Raw genomic sequence first — 21,001 nt, forward strand, 5'->3', positions numbered from 1 at the left:
TATGGAAATTTAATTCGCGGAAACTTTCCGCGAATTAAATCCTTTTCCTTACTCCACCCGTTTTTTATAACTCTCAATCCTTTAAACTCTTATCTCAACTTGCTTTCGGCTTATCTTAGTGCCATTCATATATAGGCTCTTCTTTGCGCCTTTAGACGGCAGTGGCTACAATTTGGGAAACCCGCCGAATGCGCTGCTTGCCTTTTTTTCAGTAAATCATTATACAACTTTGCAAGTAAATGAACTACACATAGAAGTACACATATTAATATTCTAAATCTTGTGAGGGACGGCAAGGACTGCCCGCCCTATCTACTTACTCAAATAAAATTTGCTGTATCTAATAGGACTTATGCAAAATCATGAAAAAACGAACCACAAAGAACGCAAAGGACACGAAGGAAAGAGGGTTGCAGAGAGTTATTGCGTAAGTCCTATCTAATTAAGCAACGTGGGAAACAGGGAATGGACAACAAAATTACTATAATTGTTAAAAGGGTGTGCTATGAAAATTAAAGACATATTTGCTGCTGACGTTGCTCGTAATATTGCGCCAGTTGTCTATTTTCATGAGCAAGATCCGGCGAAAGTTTTAGAAGAAGTCTCAGAATATATTATTACTGGGGGCTATCCGGAAAACGACCCCCGCCACAAACGCGTACAATCTGGTATTCATGAACAATTTGTCAAACTTCTCAAAGGTATAGCAGAAGAATTACAAAAACAGGGCGGTGTAGAACTACCAGCTTCGTGGATATCAGGTTTTTACGGTTCTGGTAAATCTAGCTTTGCTAAACTTTTAGGTCTGGCTTTGGATGGTCTTTTGTTACCTAATCACCGGACTTTGGCTGATACCCTCCTAGAACGGGATGATTCCCCCAAAAGTCAAGAATTCCGTGATGCTTGGGAGCAACTGCGAAATCAACTTGACCCGATAGCTGTGGTTTTTGACATTGGGGCAGTGGCACGAGATGATGAGGATATTCACTCGGCTGTGAAGCGGGAAATTCAATCGCGTTTGGGCTACTGCACCATCAGTCATTATGTTGCAGACCACGAACTGAAATTAGAATTAGACCGCAAATGGGATGAATTTCTCAGTTGTGCAGAACAGACTTTAGGCGAACCTTGGTCAACAGCAAAACATGACCAATTAGCAGAAGAAGCCTTTTCTGAGGTGATGCACACTATGAACCCCAGCCGCTATACTGACCCGATGAGTTGGCTTGATAGTCGTGCTGGCGCTCAAACAGGAATCGGGACATCAGTAGACGAAACAACCACAGCAATTATTAATATGCTGAAGTTTCGTGCGCCGAATAAAAATTTGTTTATAGTGGTGGATGAAGTTAGTCAGTATATCTACCAAAATACCAACCGGATGCTGAAATTGCAATCCTTTGTGTCTGCATTGGGACAAAAGCTGAAAGGGCGGGTGTGGTTGCTGGCTACTGGTCAACAAAAGTTAGAAGATTCCGACGACGAAAGTAATATTGGTAAACTTAAAGACCGCTTTCCGCCGAAGTTGCGGGTTCACCTCGCACCGACTAACATTCGGGATGTGGTTCACAAACGCTTGCTCAAAAAAGCCCCCAGCAAGGAACCAGAAATCAGAGCTTTATTTCAGCAACATCGTAGCGATTTGAAACTCTACGGTTATAAATGTGACTCAATGACTGAGGAAGACTTTTTAGAAGTTTATCCTATGCTTCCCGGCTATGTTGATTTGCTGATGCAGATTACTTCTAACCTCCGCACTCGTTCCAGCCGTGCTAAAGGTGACGACTACGCAATTCGCGGACTATTGCAACTTTTGGGGGAATTGTTTCGAGAACAGAAATTGGGAGACAAGCCTATAGGTGCTTTGGTGACGTTGGAGAATATCTACGAAGTGCAACAATCAGCTTTAGATGCTGATGTGCAGAATACTTTAGCTCGATTATTCAGCCATGAACAAGTAATTAATGATCAAATGGCGGTAAAAGTGGCTAAAGTTGTGGCACTGCTAGAATTAATTCAAGAACAAGAACCCACCACGGCTAATTTAGTTAGTCAATGCCTTTATTCTGAGCTAGGTATGGGTAATCCTGAATCGATTGTTACCCTAGTATTAGAAAAATTACGGGGTTTAGGGTTGCTTTCTTATTCTGATAAACTCGGCTATAAAATTCAAAGTTCGGCTGGACAAGAATGGCAAAGAGAACGGGAGCAATATAGTATAATTCCTGATGCCATTAGTATCATTGTTGGGGAAAAACTCAAAACTATTTTAGGTAGTGTCACTCGTCCCCACTATAAAAATAAAAGCTTTTATTGGGCAGCATTTTATAGTGATGGTAGACAACGCCAAGATGAAAGATTACAGTCTACTAACGATGTGGCTGTGGTGACAGTGGACTTTCGCTATTTGACCAATAACGAAGACCGCAATCCCAATACATGGATACCCTTGAGTAGTAGCCCTAATTTGCAGAATCGCCTGATTTGGGTAGTAGGGACAATGGGTGATTTAGCTAGTTCAGTTAAAGAATTGGCAAAATCACGGCATATTATTCAGAAATACGAAGGTCGTCACCAGACGATATCTAAAGATAAACAGCGTTTGTGGTTTGAAGAACAAGGACGTTGTGACAGCTTAGAAAAAGATGTCCAAAATGCGATCGCTCAAGCTTTTACTGAAGGTCAGATTTTCTTCCGGGGGCGACAAATCGATAAACCCCAGTATGGTACAACTTTTAACACTATTTTAGAACGGGTGGGTGAAAGCATTCTCCCTGAACTTTACAGCCATTATGTTGATATGGCGATTACACCAGATGAGTTGAAACAACTCCTAGAACCTAATCTATCCGGCCTCTCCCCTAAGTTTATGAAAACAGGTTTGGGTATTCTGGAAATAGATGCAGCTAAATATTCCCCCACCTGTAGCGGTGAAGTTCCTACCCGCATCGCCCAATATATCCAAGACCAAAACGGGGTGGGTGGTAATGTTTTACTCAACTACTTTGGTAGCGCTCCCTATGGCTATCCGGCTGATGTGGTGAAAGCTTGTCTGGTGGGGTTACTACGTGGGGATAAGGTGCGGATTCGTCCCCAAGCTGGGGCAGAAATCACCTCAGTGCGTGACCCTGGTGTGAGAGATATCTTTGAGAAAGACCGAGAAATTAAACGTGCGGATATTCTTCCACCCAACGAAACTAATATTAGCCCACGCGATCGCATTGCCATTTGCAAGTTATTTAAAGACTCCCTCGAAGTCGATTTAGACCGGGAAAATGATGCGATCGCCGATGCAGCTTTTCAACAATTCCCCGGTTTAATCAAGCGGTTGCAAGATATTGAACGACGGTACAATCTATTACCTAATCGTCCAGAGTTACCAGTAGTATTACATAAACTGCGGGAAGCTTTAGAAAAATGTACCGCCTCCCGCCAAGTAGAAAAAACAGTGATTGCAGTCAAAAGATATTTAGATGAACTGCGGGATGGTATTCAGCAGCTTGGTATCGTGGAAACAGATTTAACTGATACTGCTGTGTCCGCAATTACTAGGGCGGTGAGTATTCAAGAACACCAAGTCAAGCAATTGCAAGATATAGAAAGTTTAGCAGAAATCAGTGATGCGATCGCCGCCTTAGAAACACAACTCCAAAGCGATCGCCCTTGGCGAGAGATTAACAGCTTAGAGCCGCAATTACAAGCCATAGAGCAACATTATCAAACCGTGCGCTTGCAACTCATCGAGCGCCAAGAACAGCAAACCGCAGAAATCCGCAGACGTGTTAAACAGCGTTCCCAATTTAATCGACTCAGTGAAAAACAATCAGCATACGTATTTAAGCCCATAGAGCAAGCCGCCTTTGATACCACCAAAGATGCCCTTTATCCTTCCTTATTGCAACTGCGAGATTCCGCCGCCATTCAGATTAAAAAAGCTGAAGACACAACCAATAAAATTGTAGATGATTTAATCTATGGCGACCAATTGCACGCGACCCAGATGATGATTTTTTAATAGACTTAGCGATGGAATGCCAAGCCGACTTTATTATCACTTACAATCAAAAAGATTTACAAGCAGCAGAGAAATTTGGCATTAAAGTATTAACTCCTAAAGAATTCTTACAACAAGTAGGAGAAATATCATGAGTAACTTAAACATACAAATCCCCGAATTCTTATATAAGCAAATTGAAACCTTAGCAGCCAAAGAAAATATGCCTTTAGAACAACTGGTAGCCATTGCACTATCAGCACAAGTTTCCGCATGGATGACCAAAGACTATATCGAAGAAAAAGCCAAACGCGGTAGTTGGGATAAATTCCAGGAAGTTTTAGCTAAAGTCCCTGACATAGAACCAGAAGACTACGACAAATTGTAATACCCAACCACTCAATTACCCATTAGCTATCATCTGCTTCTGGGTTTTATTTTATTCTAAATTACCCTGGAAGCTGTACACTAATTCTAGTGTCACTTCCCGAAATAGGTAATTTCTTGTTAGTGCTGCTAACTCATACGCTGATATTAGGAATAAAGTCTATTTAAATCTCCCAAAATAAAAATAGTTTCTATAAAATCGCGCAATCTGTACCTTATGGTTAAAAGAAATATGAGAAAAATAAATAAGCAATTTTTTATCTGGCCTTTGTCTGGATTAATCATAATATTGGCAACTTGGATCGTTGTAGGTAACTTTATTGCTACACAACAAGAGAAAAAAATTGACGCAGCAAAAGCACAATTTAGAAAACAGTATCCTCCGAGAGAGGCTAATAACTCTGCTCTCAAGCTGGAAGAATTAACTGCCAAATTAGGAATTCCTATAGGTCCAGGTTTAAGAAGTACACCTGCGCGTAATCTTCATATTTCTAGAAATGAAGCAAAAGCAAAAGAATTTGATAATATTCAGAAAGACCTTGATAATTACTTAAATGTTCAGTTAGAAAACCCGACTGATAAAATAGATATTCCCCCAGAAAATTTGCGGCAGTATCTCAACTCCAATGCAAGTTTATTAGAAGCAGTGGAAGATCATGTACTTAATAGTGAATTACCTCAAATGGAAATTCTTGATATGAGTAATATAACTTCTGATATTGCTTTACCTAGCTTTTTAAATATTGTTAGTTTTCAAAAATTCCTGACTCTCAATATTTTAGAAAAAACTCGTCTAGGGCAAAATAAAGAGGCTTTAAACAGTCTGGAAGTTTCATGGAAATTATATCAATCTCTTGTTAAAAGACCTGAAATTATTGGTAAATTGGTTGCTATACTTGTAGTTAATCCACAAGCAGCAGTTATGCGAAAAATGTCGGGAATACCTCCTTCTTGGCAATCTCGCCTTGAACGAGAGATTAAATACAATTTACCGCAATCTTTTTTGACTTTTTTTGCATCTGAATCATTTGTTTTGAGCAATGATGCAAGAAAAGCTACCTTTTTTTACTTGATCTACTATAGCGAATACTTTGATAGTAATTTTGATTATTTTGCATTTTTAAATCCCCTCTATAGACCACCATATATTGGTCTAGTTGGCATAGATTATTGGGATAAGATGAACCGATTATCACTAAAATTGCCTAAAGATGATCTTTGCTCATTTGAACCTGAAGAGTTTGCTGAAAAAAATAAAATAGTACCTGCATGGTGGAATTTTTTATACACGGATGTAGATGGATTTGTAAGTCAATGGAAAAAAGTGATTAAATTAGGAGTACAAATGGAATTAACACAAAAAATCCTCCAAATTAAACAAATTGCTGCCAAGCAAGGAAATTGGCCTCAATCAGTTCCGGGTATTGAAAATTCCACAATCTGTAAAGATGCTCAATGGATTTATCAAGTTTCTGAGAATGGTATGATGTCTATTACCTTAAGTAACCAAATTGAGTGGTTAAAGAAATACCCAAATCGACCAAGTGACAGTTCTCTAAACTATAGTGCTATATATACAGAAAATTTGAATCTCAAAGGGGAATTATGAATCAGCACAAAAGACAAAAAGTATCCCCGTTCTTCAAGTTTATCAGCTTGGGAATTTCACTGTCTTTGCTGATCAGTTTGACTGGCTGTACACAAAATCCCATAAATGAAGAAATTGATATTTATATTCAGGAATTAAAATACAAAAACGACCAAGAACGATGGAATGCGGCTATGGCTTTAGGGAGAATTGGCTCGGAAGCAGAAAGCGCAATTCCTCACCTGATGACAACACTCAAAGATGAGAATCCATTAGTGCGTCTCAGTGCTGCTAACGCTTTAGGAAAGATTGGTTTAAAGGCTGAAGTTGCAATTCCTGAACTCATCGCCACATTAAAAGATCAAGATGAGGATGTCAAGCAAGAAGCGGCTACAGCTTTGAGTCGGATTGGTTCATCTGCTGTTCCTGCACTAATTACTGCATTAAAAGATAATAATATAGATGTTCGCTTAAATTGTATTCTTGCGTTAGGAGAAATTGGTGCAGAAGCGAAAGCAGCAGTTCCTAATTTAATTAAGTCCTTGCAAGAGCAAAATCCCACAATTGAATACAAAATTATTGAAACATTAGGAAAAATTGGTGTAGAAGCAAAAGCAGCAATTCCTCATTTAATCACAACACTCAAGGATGAGAATTGGCAAGTACGAGCAAATACAGTTTATACTTTGGGTGAAATTGGTTCTCCAGCTAAATCTGTAGTTCCTATACTGCTAAACTTCCTCAAAGATGAAGATGCGGTAGTTCGTCAAAGAACAACTTTTGCTCTCGCTCAAATTGGTACTGTGACTCTACTTGTGGAAGCATTAAATGATGATAATGAAGCTGTTCGCCAAGGTGTAACTTATGCTCTAGGTGAAATGGGACTACCTGCTGTAGCTGATTTGATACAAGCTCTCAAAAGTGATAACCAGTTTGTGCGACAAGGGGCTGTTTCGGCGCTGCGTGTAATTAGTGAAAATCTTCAGTATGGAGCAGCAAGACTATCAACAGCCGAATTAGACGAAGCTGTATCCAATTTAAAGCCCGCTATATCAGTTTTACAACCTATTTTAAAAGACCCTCTACAAGCTACATTTGCAGCGGAAGATATTCAAGCTATTACTCAGGCATTTAACACACTTCAAGAGCAACAAAGAATTCGTAGTCTTGATTTAACTCTCAATATTGTTTTCTGGGGATTTACCTTAGTTTCATTAACTTGGATATTCCTCTTTTGGTTGCGTCCAGTATTGTTCTTGCGGTTCACGAGAGCAATCGTCACCGCTAGACAGGAGCAAGAAATTCTAAATCAAGTTTTAGCATCTGCACAGCTTTTTTTAGAACAAACAGGAGCAGAAGTCAGCCGCGAAGGAAAGCGGGGACTAAAAATTGTCTCAACATCAGGACGGCTGAAAGCTTTTACCCCTTTACCTGTGTTACTCGCAATTGATCAACCCCATGACCAGGATGTAACTGAGTTAGTCCAGTGTGCTGAACGAATAGCAAATAATCGCCAAAAACGTGCTGGGATTTTACTTTACCGAGAAACACCAGATACTTTATTTCGGGTGCGGATGGCAGAGGTGCGTTTGTCTGAGCATTTCGTGCTGATTCCCATTCCTTTAGCAGCAGTAGAACAGGTATTGATGGATAGTGCAGCTTGTACAGGTTTGCTGGCTGAATATAGCGATCGCTATTTACCTGGTGCAGACTTATTTGATGATCGTAATGCTATTGGGGATACACTTTCCTTTTTTGGTCGCGGAGAACTACTGCATCGTCTAGAAGAAGAGTTACTCCGAAAACAAGGAGTGGGGCTGTTTGGAATTCGCAAATCGGGAAAAACTTCGATTTTGTTACAGTTAGGTTTCTCTTTGCGACGATACCCAGTTGTACATATTGATTTACAGCCTTATGGTGGTAAGCCGCGTTATGGGGCAGAATTTTTCAACGCCATAGTTCGACAACTGTCTTTGTTGGTAAAGCAGTGTGAAGCGTTCCAAAAACTTAAGTTTACACCCTTTAGCCCTGACGTGCCTGCCACCAGTTTAACGACTGAATTTATCCAACGTATCAACCTACTAACCGAGGTATTGACAAAAGCCGGTTATGAATTGCCTATAATCTGTTTTTTAGATGAAATAGAGCGAATTTTACCAACACCAACAGATCCTCCCGAAAAAGTAGAAGAATTTAATGCCTGTTTTGGAGTATTGCGATCGCTTAGTCAAGAGCAGCGTCAACTAGGTTTATTAATTGCTGACGTTCATCCTGATTGTAACCGCATTAATCAATGGCAACAGGCAGGAGTACCCACCAACCCAGTCTTTAGCTTCTTCAAAGAAATTTTTCTTTCTCCCTTATTGGCAGAAGAAACCAAAACTATGCTCACTGACATTAGTCGATTAATGGGTCGAGCATTTGACTTAGAAACTCTGACTGCTATTCACAAAGAAAGTGGTGGACATCCATTTATCGCCAGACAAATTGCCAGTCTTCTTTGCGCGAAAGTTCCAGAAGCCGCAAATAATGGATTAATTACTTGGTCAGACGCACAGCGTTACATCCAAAAACCCTTTACTTATTCCAGTGTTTTAAAAGATTACTTTAAGCAGAATATTTGGGCAGATTTGCAGAAACGCCAGTTTGAATCAGCAATGGCTGTGCTGCGAGTGCTTGCTTGTCATCCAGATTTATCTCATGGTGTGAATACAAGAGAATTGCAGACATTTTTGAGTAAAATGTTTACTGAAAGCCAGTTTTTAGATGCTCTGCTTTGGTTAGACAAAGTGGGATTAGTGGTGAGAGTAGAAATAGAAAATGATGATTACTATGAGAGCAACCTGCCGATGTTGTCTCATTGGTTACAAATGGAAATGGGAGAGGAGGAAATAAAAAAATGGCAAATTCATTAGATAAAAAGCGTCCCTTTGATAACTTCCGAGTAGCAATCACAGATCCTGCTTACTTTTTTGGACAGAGAAAGTTGGTAGAATTAGTTAAGCGATCGCCTTTTGAAGTTCGTATTTTACTCGGTGGACGGCGTATTGGTAAAACCTCTATTCTCCGAGCAGTTGAATGGAACTTACTTAATTTCAGTATTGTTACAAATTCTGAACCAAATGATGCTAACCAAGGATGGAGAGAAAAGTTCTTTCCAACATTTTCTAAATTACTTAAACCGCCAACATCTCATAAAAATCAAGCCCTATTAGTAAAAGAAGTTAGTCGAGGATTTCCAGTTTTTATTAACTTACAGGTAGAACAGCCCAAAGATTTGGATACTTTTAGGTATTTACTTATTGCCCGTCTAAGAGAGGCAATTAATCGACGACAGCAGATACCAGGATCTGAAATGAGGGAAATGTACCGACAGTTTCTTAGTCAAGTAATGGGTGGTGAAGTAACTCTTAGTTTTCTTGCTGCTATCAATGTAAAGTTTAAGGTTGATAACCCTGACTATGATAAAAAACTCAACCATGAGGATTTTCGTAAAGCTCTCCTGAAAACAATTAATGAACTTCAAGAATGGCAGTTTGAAGGTGTTTGTTTCTTATTAGATGGTTCAGAGTTTATTGTTAGTCAAGATTGGGCAAATGATGCTTGGAGTTATCTCCGAGGGTTAAAAGATACTGACACGGCTTTGAAACCTTTTATAGGATTTTTACTATCAGGATACCGAAATTTAAAAGATTATCAACAAGCTGTAGGTTCGCCGTTGTTGAATATAGCTGAAATCATTTGGTTAACAGCATTAAATAATCAGGATATCCGAGAACTAATTGGGCAACGGATTAATTTTGAAGAAATTACCCTGACCGAAGAACAAATTCAGCTAGTCATCGCCTGGGCAGGTGGTCATCCCTATTTAACTCAGCAAATGCTGAATATGATTTTCGATGATTTTAGTAATCAAAAATTACGCTCTATAGAAAATTTAAAAATTGAACTTTTACGGCAACACTATCGAGATTTTTCTGCTTGGTGGAATGATCCTCAGCGTTCCTATAGCTTTAGTGAGCATGAACGCGCAGTCTATCATGCTTTGATGCAAAATCAAAATCTTCAAGGAAGCATCGAAAGTTTAGCGAGGGACACTCATCTTAGTTATGGCGAAGTGGGAGATTCATTAGATGTACTTACAGGGACTGGTATAGTTTTGAAGAATAATGATGAATTGTATACAATTGGGTCGCAGATTTTTGGAGAATGGGTAGCACAACAAAAACAATTATAAGTAATAATAATTCCTCTTTTAAAGGCGTGATTTAAAATTTATAAGCAGGGATATCTACATATAGCAACCGTTAAGGAGGTTAGGACATAAACGGATAATAAAACTTAGACACCAAAAGGGTTTTAACCCAGCCCCCAGCTATAACTTTCAGAATTCAAATAAGTAAGTAGGCTCAAATAAACCTAACTATGTAATGAAATGTGAATGACTCGAAAACCTGACGATTGCTTCGCTCCGTATGGCTAACGCCACGCTCCGCGTAAAGCCTACGGCATAGCTACGCTTAAAGCTTTCGCTTTAGCGATACGCAATGGCACAGTTATAAATTTTACCACGCACTTACCAAGATATATTTTTATATTTAACCCACATTCCCAATTACCAATTCTCCAATTACCCAATTCCAAAAATTTCCATGTCCATCATTACCACCTATTTAGAAGACGAAATCAAACAGAAATTAAGGGAACAAGGTATAGTCATTTGGCTAGATAAAGACGCACACTATAACAATTATGTTGATGAACTAATAACTCGCCATCGCCAAGGTGAATTTTTCGCCCCAGTCGTCGCCTTACGCGGTAGTTATCTAGAAATGTTATTCGCCCTAGAATCTTATGGTAATGGACTTGTACCAGAACCATTACTAATTCATCTCCCCGGACATACAGAAGAGACTATTCGCAAAACCCCAATTTTAGAACTTTACCGGGCTGGTTCTCGTTTCCGCAAAGCCTTAGACACCCTCATCCGGGAAGCCGCCACAGGTCAAGTTACCCCCACAGAATTAGAAAATTACCTTTCTCAAGGCATTACCGACCTCACAGCCGCCGAAAATTGGTTAGAAAATACCCTCTCCCAACCCCAAGACAGCCTAGCTAAATACTTAGAAAATATTAGCCTAGAGTGGATTTTGGCAGGTTTGCTGGATTTAGACAGCATCATAGATAAAACTAAAAAACTACGAGCTAAATTCCCAGATACCCACAGCCTCGACACCCTGACCCAACATCTTTACCGTCACACAGGAATGGATGAGGCATTTTTACAATTTTACTGCAACCAAGAAACCCTCTCCTTTTCCAGACTTGGTGAAGCTTTCGCCGCTTGGTTAATGTGCGTTGAATATGTCCAAGACCTCAACCGTTCACCCCATCTTTCCCAACTCCAACCCCTCAGCCAACTGTCTTCACCCCTGCGGAAAAACTGTAAGCACTTAATAGAATATCTCCGCCAACGCCATCCCGACACCTACGCCGCCAAAGCGGTAATTGTCGAATCTCACCTAGAACCAGAACTACAAACACTTACCCCAGAAGAATTAAGCAAAATTCAGACATTCCAATGGGGAGAAACTGTAGTTTTAGCAGCCGCAGTCCAAGCACTATTAGCCGGGGAATTTAGCAAAGTTTTAGCTTGGTCACAACCACGCACAGAACTACCTGCATTTTGGTTAGAACGCAGTCAAAGCACCGCCCTAGGCCAAGCCTCTTCCAGAGAAACCCAGCGCTCCCATAAAATAGAATGGACACTCATCCAAGCTGCTGCAACTTTAGGCGATAAAATTCAACAATCAGGACGCATCAAAACCTTAGATAATCTCAGAGCCGCCCTAGAATACTATACCCAATCTGGTTATCAAATAGACCTAGCCCATCGCCGCTTTGAGCAACAATGCTTAAACCTGCTAGAGTCTAAATTACCCCACTTTGCCCAACTCCAGGAAGCCACAGAACAACTCCGCCGCCAATATCGAGTTTGGGTTGATACCTTAGCCCAAGACTTCACAGCCATCTGCCAAAAAGACAGCTTTTTACCAGAAGACGACCTCCAACAGCGTACTCTCTACGACCAAGTTATCCACCCCCTCACCCAAAACAATCATAAAAAAGTTGCCTACTTTTTAATAGATGCCTTCCGCTACGAAATGGCCACAGAACTGCTCAAAGAATTTACCGAAGCTGGCAGCGTAGTATCACTGAAAGCAAGGTATGCAGAATTACCCAGCATCACAGCCGTAGGCATGAACGCCTTAGCCCCTGTCAGCCAAGGAGGAAAGCTATTTTTAGCTGGCGATAATGGCTTTAAGGGTTTTAAAACAGGTGAATATACAGTCCGCACCCCTAAAGAAAGGGTGAGGGCGATGAAAGATAAAAGTATCTCTCTCGGTAACAGTAGCAAAGATATCCCCAGTTTCAACTTAACTGAAATTCGGAATAATACAACATCTAAACTCAAAAAAAGCTGCGCTGATGCCCGTTTAATTGTCATTCACAGTCGAGAAATTGACGACGCTGGGGAAGCTAACCTGGGTTTAGCCACCTTTGAAACTTGGCTGCAACAAATTAAAGCCGCCTGGAATCACTTGAAAAATATTGGTATAAATGAATTTGTCTTGACTGCGGATCATGGTTTTTTACTGCAAGATCATACCATTCAAGAAATAAAATATGGTAGTAAAAAAGACCCCAACCGCCGCCATATCCTAGATTTAGAACCACGCTCAGAGGAAGGGTGCGTCACAGTTTCCCTGAGTTCCCTAAAATACGAGGGACAAAATAAATACTTAATTTTTAGCAAGGACACATCTGTATTCGCCACAGGTAATCCCGGCGCTACCTTTGTACACGGTGGTAACAGCTTACAAGAGCGTGTGATTCCTGTACTCACAATATCTGGGCGTTATAATTCCCACTTGGGAATGGGTAAATACTTAATTGAAGCCCAAGCAGATAATAATAACATTCGCTTGAGAGTTAAACCAGCCCCCTTACCCCAAAGTGTGTTAAATTTTGCCGAAGCCAAGACAATTAATTTAGCTTTTCATGTTCCTAACCGTCAGGATATCCAAATCACAATTAAAGATGTTATCGGCGCAGGCATAAATAACCAACTACTGCAAATTCCCGTAACAGGTGAATGGGTAGAAGTGGTATTCGACCTGAGAGGACAACGTGATGAACGAGTCCGCATTGAGATTTTTCACCCAGACGGGATTGAAGATGTAGAGGCGACTATTCCCCAAGAATACTTTGACGTTTCTGGTTCTCTGAAAACCGAAGTTACCACCACTCAAGCACCAACCAGCAATGATTGGCAAGATAGTTTTGCAGACCAAGCAATAGCGCAAGTATTCCTTCATCTCCAACAACATAACTCCATTACCGAAACAGAACTTACCCAAATTCTCGGTAATGCCCGAAAAGCTAGACGCTTTGCTTTAGAGTTTGAGGAATACTTGAAGAAAGTTCCCTTCTCAGTCAGGATTGAAACAACAAATAACGGTAAGCGTTACGTTAAGCAAAATTGAAATAAAAATTAACTATGGCAATCAGTGAACGAGATATTGAGCATATCTTTGAACGCCTACGTTCTGGTGTGGTTCCAGAAAGAGGTTTAGAAGCTTTTGCCGTCGGTATTGACAAACAACGTACAGAAATTCATCGCCAACTCAAATTAGCAGCCGATGGGGAAGGTGTATTTAAATTTCTGCGTGGGGGTTATGGCTGTGGTAAAACATTTATGTCATGCTTGGCAATTTTGGATGCCCAAGCCCAAGGTTTTGCTACTAGCTTTGTCGTGGTTTCTGACAACGATTTACACTTTTATAAATTTGATGATGTTTACCGTAAGGTTGTGCAAGAATTAGGGACTAGCTCCTGTCCTAGAGGTGCTTTAAGCGACATCATTGACCGTTGGATTGCCCGTGTAGAAGATGCCTTAATTTCTGGGGGTGCTGACGAAAACAGTGATGAATTTGATACTCTAGTGCAGCAACGCATGGAAGAAGAACTCGCTTCTCTGACTGGTGGTAAAGCCCCAGAAGATATGGCTAGGGTACTGCGGACTATTTTTATACTTAAACAAAAAGGTGAAATCGCTGAAGCTAGTGCTTTACTTTCTTGGCTTTCAGGTAGCGAAAATGTAGCCGCCAGTGCCAAAAAAACCGCCGCAATTAAAGGAGATATTGTCAGCCGGGATGCCCTCGATTACCTACACGGCATTTTAGAGATTGTCAAGGCTTCAGGCTATAAGGGTTTGGTGATTGTCATTGATGAAGTAGAAACAATTTTGCGAATGCGTCACGATAGCCGAGGTAAGTCCTTGAATGGAATTCGACAAATTTGTGATGCCGCAGACCGCTATAAAGGCTTACTCTGGATTTTTACAGGGACTCCTGAATTCTATGATACCAAACGCGGTGTAGCAGGCTTGGAACCTTTGAGCGATCGCATCCAATTTTTAGTTCCCGGTGGCTTTGCTAACCCTCGCCAACCCCAGTTAGAACTTAAACCTTTTGATGCTCAACGCCTCAAAGAAGTAGCCTTAAAATTGCGGGAAATTTATCCTACGGTGAATAAAACAGTCTTAAATACCAAAGTCACCTCAGACTTTATTGAACAACTAGTTGCCAAAGTCACGGCTGGCTTTAAAGGTGATGTTGGCGTAGTTCCCCGCCAGTTTCTGCGTCAATTTGTCAATGTGTTAGACTTGGCGGCTGATGATGAGAAATTTGACCCCATGATTGCCGAGGGCTTTGAAGTTACTAATTTAACCGAAGCTGAAATTCGCATTCGGGAAGGTCGCCCCCTTTTTGATGCCGAACCAGAAGATATTCAAGGCTACGCTGTGGAATTTTAATTAGGTGGGGAATTGGGAATCGGTAATCGGTAATCGGTAATCGGTAATTGGGATGGGTTCTAATTTTGAATTTTGAATTTTTATGACTTCTACCTTTGCGCGTTTTCCGCCGCGTCTACAACAAGCAATTGTCTCCCGCTTGGGCTGGTCTTCTCTGCGCCCTGTGCAAGAACTGGCGGGACAAGCTTTACTAGATGGTAAAAATGCGGTAATTTTAGCTCCTACCGCCGGAGGGAAAACAGAAGCCTCTATCTTTCCGCTATTGGCAATGTTAATGGAGCGTGAACCCCAAGGAGTTGGTCTAATTTATATCGCGCCCATCAAGGCTCTCTTAAATAACCAAGCAGAACGTTTGGGAACTTACACAGAAATGGTGGGTTTGCGGCGTTTCCTATGGCATGGTGATATTAAAGATTCCCATAAACGGGCTTTTATTAAAGAACCAACCGCAGTCTTAATGACCACCCCGGAATCTTTAGAGGTGATGCTGCTATCTACCAAAGTACCCCATGCCAAAGTATTTGGAGATTTACGCGCTGTCATCATTGATGAAGTCCACGCCTTAGCGGGTACAGACCGAGGCGCTCACCTAATGTCTGTGATGGAACGGCTAAAGCGTTATACAGTCAATGATATTCAGCGCGTAGGATTGAGCGCTACCGTTGGTAATCCGGCTGATATTCTGCGTTGGTTGCAAGGCACATCAAAACGGGAAGGTGATGTGATCGATCCGCCAAAAGTGCCTTCTCAAAAAGATTTGCGTGTTTATTTACGAGATACACTAGGAGCGATCGCTCAAGAAGCTAGTCAAATCACCCAGGGGAAAAAGAGTCTGTTCTTTTGTGACAGTCGCTCACTGGCTGAAGAAATCGCCGAACGAATGCGAAATCGCGGCACTGATGTATTCGTTCACCATAGTTCCGTCTCTCTAGAAGAACGCACCGCCGCCGAGGAACGTTTTCAAACCGGGAGTAATACCAGCATTATTTGTACTTCTACCCTAGAGTTAGGTATTGATGTCGGTGACTTAGACTTGGTATTGCAAGCCAATGCAGCTTCTACAGTTTCTTCCTTTTTACAACGCTTGGGACGGACTGGGAGAAGGGCTGGTCAACGCGCCAACACTACATTTTTTTGTGAAGATGTGGAGACAATATTGCAAGCGATCGCTATTGTTGAACTAGCGAGAACAAGCTGGGTAGAATCTGTTCCCATTCAAACGAGAGCTTGGGCTGTAATGGTGCATCAGTTACTAGCCTTAACTCTACAATTTGGTGCTATTAGTCCAGAACGCTGCTGGGAACATTTGTCTGGCGTACCTGATTTTTCTGGTATCAACTATACAGAGTTCGAGGTACTAATCAAGCACATGATTCGGGAAGACTTCCTATTTCATGCAGGTGGGTTACTCTCAATGGGGGATAAAGCAGAACGGGTTTTTGGTCGGAAAAACTTTATGGAACTCTACGCCGTTTTTAGTAGCCCTTTGCTTTACAAAGTACAGACACCATCTGGTTACACCATCGGCTCGTTACAGCAAGCATTTGTGGATAAGCTAGTTGCAGATATGAGTTCTTTCCTGCTTAGTGGTAAGGCTTGGACTGTTACCCACATCAACCACCAAGAGCGTACTGTTGGGGTTGTCCCGGCTCCTCGTGGTAAAAAACCAAGTTGGGGAGGTTTTGCTCCGCAACTACTAGGTTTTGACCTGTGTCAGCAAATTGCCCAAATCATTAAAACAGAAGATATTATTCCTTATATTGACCCTAGAGCGCAAGCAGCTGTAGATGAATTTCGGACTGACCTGAGACCATTACTAACAGATTCACCATCAAGTATTCAGATAGACAACGAACGAGCGCTATGGTGGACTTTTGCAGGTGGACAGATTAATCATACCCTCAAATATGGTCTGCAATTTCACCATGATTGGAAGATTGTTGTTGATAACTTCAAGCTCAAAATAGAGGGAGAAAGTCTTGGTCAGGCTACCTTAAGTTTAGCGATCGCTCAGATGAGTGAACAAGACTTTTGGCAAAGCTCTAATATACAAAAATTCATCCTGTCACAATTACCAGAGTATCGTCTGAGCAAGTTTCAGGCAGCATTACCAGAAATCTATTCTTTAGAGATGATTGGTAATTTTTTGCTAAACCTTCCTGGCGCAGCGAATTTTTTGTATTTAAAATTCAACTAAATTTCGATGCCAACTGTCGCTGAGAATGGTATAGAAAACGTTCTACACCACATCATCAACCGACTCTCAGCACTGGATGCCAGTCAGGTACATAATACTTCGAGTGTAGAGAATCGTTTACAACAAATTGAAACAATGTTGGGGCATCTCAGCCAGCGTATAGAATACAGTATAGAATCGACATCACCTCAGCAACAAGCACAACAACCGAGTCACTTGTCACAAAAGTTAGAAACTGTTACCAAAAGCCTTGCCCAAATTAATCATACACTTGGGCAGATGTGGAAGTTACGCAATTCCACCGTAATGTGTGCAAGTAAGCTGAGAACAAACGGGGATGATCAAAACCTCGGTTAGTAATGGCATCCCATGATGTCACTCCGACAATTTTGGCATCTATTTCCCGTTCCCATAGGACTTCTAGTGATTCTCCTAGAGCATCATCGTCTAAACAAGAAAGGCTAACTTTCGTGTCTTGCTCTGGTGAGGGTTTAGATACCACTTCTTCTACAAGATACTGGCACGATCGCACTCAAGCCCCAGAAAATTCATCAGGAGCGATCGCTTTATTGAACCAGCGTTCTACCCCTAGTTCTAGGCGGCAATCTTATAACTACCATCCACCACCGCAAGCTTACCCAAAATGCTACATCTTGCTCACAAAAAATACCAGATTCAGGGCATTGGTTAACCCCAAATACAAGAGCAGACAGTCCCCGCACATCCACTTAAGCCCTACCCGCACATCCACTTAAGCCCTAGAATAAGATAAAAGCTTCCTGAAACCACACTTCCAGGAAGTTAGATGTTGACGATCGCGTAATTCTTATTTCCCCAATGGATGTGACAAATATTGAGGTTAGTTCCGTAGAGATTCACTCTCCCAACCCAGGGAAAGTTGTGGCACCAAATACTTCACAGCAAGTAACCCCAGAATTAGTATCAGAGATAATCAGGCAATATTATTACCGCACGCCTGCTGTGGGTAATGATGAGGAGTTACTCCTGGCTTGGGCGGGTAGTCAAAATCGAGAGCAAACTAAGCGAAAATACTATCGGTTTGGTCAAAAATTACTCGATTGGGTCCGAAGTGAAGGCATACCGGATTTCCGATTAATTCAGCAACCAAAGTTACTCGAATTTGTGGCTAGTTGGGGTGAGGTTTCCCCTTATACTAAATCTAACCAAGTGCTGATGTTGCGTTCGCTCTGGAGTTACGGCAGTGGAGAGAATGTTGGTTACTTTTTGCGGAATATTGCTAGTACGATAAGTTACGATAATTTCAGTAATTTACCAAAGGCGCAACGATATCTAGAAGATTGGGAGATGAAGAAATTGGCCGCAGCTGCCAAGCAGTTGGGGGGTAAGCACTGGCTAGTTTTTAGTTTGCTTTTTTATAGTGGAATGCGGGTTGGTGAAGTTGGTCGGGTAACAATTCCCGGTAATGAACCAGGCCAGCCCAAAGAAGATTATCCGGGGTTGTATTGGCGCGATTTGCAATGGCAATTTGACCCAGCGCCGGATGAGCGGCACAGGGGATATTACACAATTAAGTTTCGGGGTAAGGGTGGGAAGTATCGGGAGATTGGGTTGGATCACCAAACTTCGCTGGTTTTGAAGAAGTATCGGGGTATGGCTAGTGACAGTACGCCAGTGTTTCCCAATATGTCACCTGACCCCAAAAAACGGGGTCTGCCGTTGAGCGATCGCGCGATTAAAAGGTTGATTCAGGATATCTCAGAGGTAGCCAAAGTAAAATTTTCTTGTCACTGGTTACGCCATTCCCACGCAACAAGGGCGGTGGATAGTAAACCACTTTTTGAGGTGCAAGACCAGTTGGGGCATAGTAAGAGCGATACCACAAAGGCTTATGTCCGAACTAAAAAAGATGCCGGGACGGGTACAGTGCTGCCGAGGTTTTAATGTATTTTTGTGCCAGACCGACTGCTAGCAGCGCTTTGTACTTGCCAGATGATGAGTGATGAGGTAACAGGTGATGTCAGATTCAAGTCAAACTATTTGCAATGATTGTGCTTTTCATGTTGTGGTAGAAGGAGTGATAAAGTGCATTCACCCTGATGAATTGGGGGTGAATTGTTCCACCGTCATTTTCTGCAATTCATGGAAAAGCGCACTGATAATTGACAGTCCTTGTGTGTCTTTTGGCAATGATGAACAAAATTGATCTGTGCGCTCATGCTGTTTTGCGCTCGCGTGTCTTGGCCGATGAGCGATGGTGTGGCGAGCGATCGCTGTGACTACGGGAGCAATGCCTTCTGTGCGAGACGCTGCGCTAAGGGATTTCCAGAAAATAAATTACCCCATTTCATCAGACCATCTTTGTTCTTTATCCCCCCTGCTCCCTGCTCCCCTGCCTACCTCAGCAATGGGATATTTTTTTAATTGGAAGTCCCTAATGGCGGGCATTTTGCCATCGCACTAAGTTATATATAAGTTATGCTGCAAATTTCTCACAAAATTATTATCCCTGATAGCGAAATCGAAATGAGCGCGATTCGCTCTCAAGGAGCAGGTGGTCAAAATGTCAACAAGGTTGCTACTGCCATCCACTTACGTTTTGACATTGAGGCTTCATCATTACCCACTTTCTATAAACAGCAACTTTTGAAGTTAAATGACCGACGCATTACTCAGGAAGGAGTCGTTGTAATTAAGGCTCAAGAACACCGCAGCCAGGAGCAAAACCGGGAAGAAGCTTTGCAACGGCTCAAACAACTGATTAAAAGCGCTGTCATACTGCCCCAAAAACGCAAACCCACCAAACCAACTCGCAGTTCTCAAAAAAAACGCCTTGATAGTAAAACTAAGCGAGGACATATTAAGTCAATGAGGAGGCAGTCCATTGATTAAAAAGCAAATTCTGGGATGAAAAGATGATATATTTCATGCAATGGCTTGTGAGCAATTATTAGGACGTGACCAACTGGCGGCATTGTGCGAGTCTGATGAAGTGCCGGAATCGGGACGCATTCGAGAAATTTGTCCCCATTGTGGCGCTTGTACTGGAAAGGATGGGACAAAACAAAAGTGCAAACGATGCTCTAACGGTTTGTTTAGTAATTTCCATCACTAAACAGCAATTAGGAATTTTGAGTTGAGATAAAGCTATCTGTTTCGATCAAGGATAAAAATGATAGGGGCTGACTCATATTAGCAGCAAAGCCCAAAATTCCTGGATCTCGATGTTCGTAAAGTAACTGGCCTGTGGAATCAAACAGAAAAGTTCCACCGCGTTGAGTTAAGTAGGCAGATAATGGTACATAAGTTTGCCAATTGCTCAGAACTTCCACCATATTCCGTAGCCGGAGAGTAGCTAACTCAAAGGGACGTTGAAACCCACTTCCGCCAGCTAATTGGAAAAATGAGCCTTGAAAAGCAGGTAAAGGAGTACCTTGAATAATTTGATCATCTTCAATTAATTGAGGCGCTTGACGATCTCCCTTGTATCCCCGAAAAACTTCTTTTAACGTTCCTGGACTTCCAATCCCTGCACACATTAACATTAAATTTAGCCAAGCTTTCCCAGACACAGAAAGTCCCGGTAAAGAAAGATTCAGACCTGAATAGAGATTGAGTTGGCGATGTAGTTCTGCATTCGGTTCAACAAATAAATTCTCAGGCGGAAATCCTGTATATTCACAGAATTTTACTCCAGAAGTGCGATTTCCAATTCCCACTGCACGAATAGCAAGTTTTTCATCGGGCCATTTTTTAGCTTCGCGCTGTAACCACCAAGCATATTCTAGGCTATCAAAATCACCGAGTTGTGGCCAGACTAAAATAAGAATATGTGAGGCAATCTCACAATTTTCAAGCAGGGGTCGGGTCATGCCATCACTAACACGCTGATGTTCGGTCTGACTGAGGATAGCGTAGGGATTCATGACAAAGAATTAACTGCTTATTTAGCTATTCAATTTTAATCCAAGTTTATGA

15 protein-coding genes are annotated in these 21,001 nt (G+C 41.6%); 14 read left to right on the plus strand and 1 reads right to left on the minus strand.

The features are described 5' to 3' along the window. The first annotated feature begins 505 nt into the window (after window positions 1-505). From brxC to AACX33_RS08145, 14 genes are all read left to right on the plus strand, one after another. Window positions 506-4,015: a BREX system P-loop protein BrxC gene (gene brxC / locus AACX33_RS08080; protein ID WP_227788897.1), complete on the plus strand. Its 3,510-nt coding sequence runs from the start codon at window positions 506-508 to the stop codon at window positions 4,013-4,015. Further along, window positions 4,015-4,149 (plus strand): hypothetical protein, encoded by a 135-nt coding sequence (locus tag AACX33_RS08085; RefSeq protein ID WP_339406323.1) that lies wholly within the window; start codon window positions 4,015-4,017, stop codon window positions 4,147-4,149. Before brxC ends, AACX33_RS08085 begins: the two co-directional genes overlap by 1 nt. Further along, on the plus strand, window positions 4,146-4,382 hold the full coding sequence (locus AACX33_RS08090; RefSeq protein WP_227788898.1) for a hypothetical protein: 237 nt from the start codon (window positions 4,146-4,148) through the stop codon (window positions 4,380-4,382). The genes AACX33_RS08085 and AACX33_RS08090 overlap by 4 nt, the downstream gene beginning before the upstream one ends. Before the next feature lie 216 nt (window positions 4,383-4,598). Then, window positions 4,599-5,990, plus strand: coding sequence for a hypothetical protein (locus AACX33_RS08095; protein WP_339406287.1), 1,392 nt, complete (start codon window positions 4,599-4,601; stop codon window positions 5,988-5,990). Continuing rightward, a complete protein-coding gene (locus AACX33_RS08100; RefSeq protein ID WP_227788900.1) occupies window positions 5,987-8,884 on the plus strand; it encodes a HEAT repeat domain-containing protein in 2,898 nt (965 codons plus the stop codon). Before AACX33_RS08095 ends, AACX33_RS08100 begins: the two co-directional genes overlap by 4 nt. Then, the gene (locus AACX33_RS08105) at window positions 8,869-10,206 is read left to right on the plus strand and encodes an ATP-binding protein (RefSeq protein ID WP_227788901.1); all 1,338 of its coding nucleotides are present in this window, start codon (window positions 8,869-8,871) and stop codon (window positions 10,204-10,206) included. Before AACX33_RS08100 ends, AACX33_RS08105 begins: the two co-directional genes overlap by 16 nt. A gap of 415 nt (window positions 10,207-10,621) precedes the next feature. Then, window positions 10,622-13,516 carry a BREX-6 system phosphatase PglZ gene (gene pglZ, locus AACX33_RS08110; RefSeq protein ID WP_227788902.1) on the plus strand — a complete coding sequence of 965 codons (2,895 nt, stop codon included), beginning with the start codon at window positions 10,622-10,624 and terminating at the stop codon, window positions 13,514-13,516. 14 nt (window positions 13,517-13,530) lie between these two features. Continuing rightward, on the plus strand, window positions 13,531-14,847 hold the full coding sequence (gene brxD / locus AACX33_RS08115) for a BREX system ATP-binding protein BrxD (protein ID WP_227788903.1): 1,317 nt from the start codon (window positions 13,531-13,533) through the stop codon (window positions 14,845-14,847). 82 nt (window positions 14,848-14,929) lie between these two features. Then, complete coding sequence (locus tag AACX33_RS08120) at window positions 14,930-17,044, plus strand: DEAD/DEAH box helicase (protein WP_227788904.1); 2,115 nt, start codon at window positions 14,930-14,932, stop codon at window positions 17,042-17,044. A gap of 6 nt (window positions 17,045-17,050) precedes the next feature. Continuing rightward, window positions 17,051-17,401 carry a hypothetical protein gene (locus AACX33_RS08125; RefSeq protein ID WP_227788905.1) on the plus strand — a complete coding sequence of 117 codons (351 nt, stop codon included), beginning with the start codon at window positions 17,051-17,053 and terminating at the stop codon, window positions 17,399-17,401. Window positions 17,402-17,403: 2 nt separating this feature from the next. After that, the gene (locus AACX33_RS08130; RefSeq protein ID WP_227788906.1) at window positions 17,404-17,799 is read left to right on the plus strand and encodes a hypothetical protein; all 396 of its coding nucleotides are present in this window, start codon (window positions 17,404-17,406) and stop codon (window positions 17,797-17,799) included. 82 nt (window positions 17,800-17,881) lie between these two features. Beyond that, a complete protein-coding gene (locus AACX33_RS08135) occupies window positions 17,882-18,967 on the plus strand; it encodes a tyrosine-type recombinase/integrase (RefSeq protein WP_227788907.1) in 1,086 nt (361 codons plus the stop codon). Window positions 18,968-19,501: 534 nt separating this feature from the next. Beyond that, a complete protein-coding gene (gene arfB / locus AACX33_RS08140; protein ID WP_227788909.1) occupies window positions 19,502-19,915 on the plus strand; it encodes an alternative ribosome rescue aminoacyl-tRNA hydrolase ArfB in 414 nt (137 codons plus the stop codon). 40 nt (window positions 19,916-19,955) lie between these two features. After that, entirely contained in the window at window positions 19,956-20,138 is a 183-nt protein-coding gene (locus AACX33_RS08145; RefSeq protein WP_227788910.1) for a hypothetical protein, read from the plus strand. Window positions 20,139-20,145: 7 nt separating this feature from the next. Here AACX33_RS08145 and AACX33_RS08150 read toward each other — a convergent pair whose 3' ends face one another. Then, a complete protein-coding gene (locus AACX33_RS08150; RefSeq protein ID WP_227788911.1) occupies window positions 20,146-20,949 on the minus strand; it encodes a peroxiredoxin-like family protein in 804 nt (267 codons plus the stop codon). Window positions 20,950-21,001: the final 52 nt, after the last annotated feature.

The sequence above is a fragment of the Nodularia sp. LEGE 04288 genome, from assembly GCF_963896525.1.
In the GTDB taxonomy this organism is placed as follows: Bacteria; Cyanobacteriota; Cyanobacteriia; order Cyanobacteriales; family Nostocaceae; genus Nodularia.

Bases quoted from the DNA above. Each gene is read 5' to 3' on its own strand.
- brxC (WP_227788897.1), top strand. From the start codon at position 506: ATGAAAATTAAAGACATATTTGCTGCTGACGTTGCTCGTAATATTGCG.
- AACX33_RS08090 (WP_227788898.1), top strand. From the start codon at position 4,146: ATGAGTAACTTAAACATACAAATCCCCGAATTCTTATATAAGCAAATT.
- AACX33_RS08095 (WP_339406287.1), top strand. From the start codon at position 4,599: ATGGTTAAAAGAAATATGAGAAAAATAAATAAGCAATTTTTTATCTGG.
- AACX33_RS08100 (WP_227788900.1), top strand. From the start codon at position 5,987: ATGAATCAGCACAAAAGACAAAAAGTATCCCCGTTCTTCAAGTTTATC.
- AACX33_RS08105 (WP_227788901.1), top strand. From the start codon at position 8,869: ATGGCAAATTCATTAGATAAAAAGCGTCCCTTTGATAACTTCCGAGTA.
- pglZ (WP_227788902.1), top strand. From the start codon at position 10,622: ATGTCCATCATTACCACCTATTTAGAAGACGAAATCAAACAGAAATTA.
- brxD (WP_227788903.1), top strand. From the start codon at position 13,531: ATGGCAATCAGTGAACGAGATATTGAGCATATCTTTGAACGCCTACGT.
- AACX33_RS08120 (WP_227788904.1), top strand. From the start codon at position 14,930: ATGACTTCTACCTTTGCGCGTTTTCCGCCGCGTCTACAACAAGCAATT.
- AACX33_RS08125 (WP_227788905.1), top strand. From the start codon at position 17,051: ATGCCAACTGTCGCTGAGAATGGTATAGAAAACGTTCTACACCACATC.
- AACX33_RS08130 (WP_227788906.1), top strand. From the start codon at position 17,404: ATGGCATCCCATGATGTCACTCCGACAATTTTGGCATCTATTTCCCGT.
- AACX33_RS08135 (WP_227788907.1), top strand. From the start codon at position 17,882: ATGGATGTGACAAATATTGAGGTTAGTTCCGTAGAGATTCACTCTCCC.
- arfB (WP_227788909.1), top strand. From the start codon at position 19,502: ATGCTGCAAATTTCTCACAAAATTATTATCCCTGATAGCGAAATCGAA.
- AACX33_RS08145 (WP_227788910.1), top strand. From the start codon at position 19,956: ATGGCTTGTGAGCAATTATTAGGACGTGACCAACTGGCGGCATTGTGC.
- AACX33_RS08150 (WP_227788911.1), bottom strand. From the start codon at position 20,949: ATGAATCCCTACGCTATCCTCAGTCAGACCGAACATCAGCGTGTTAGT.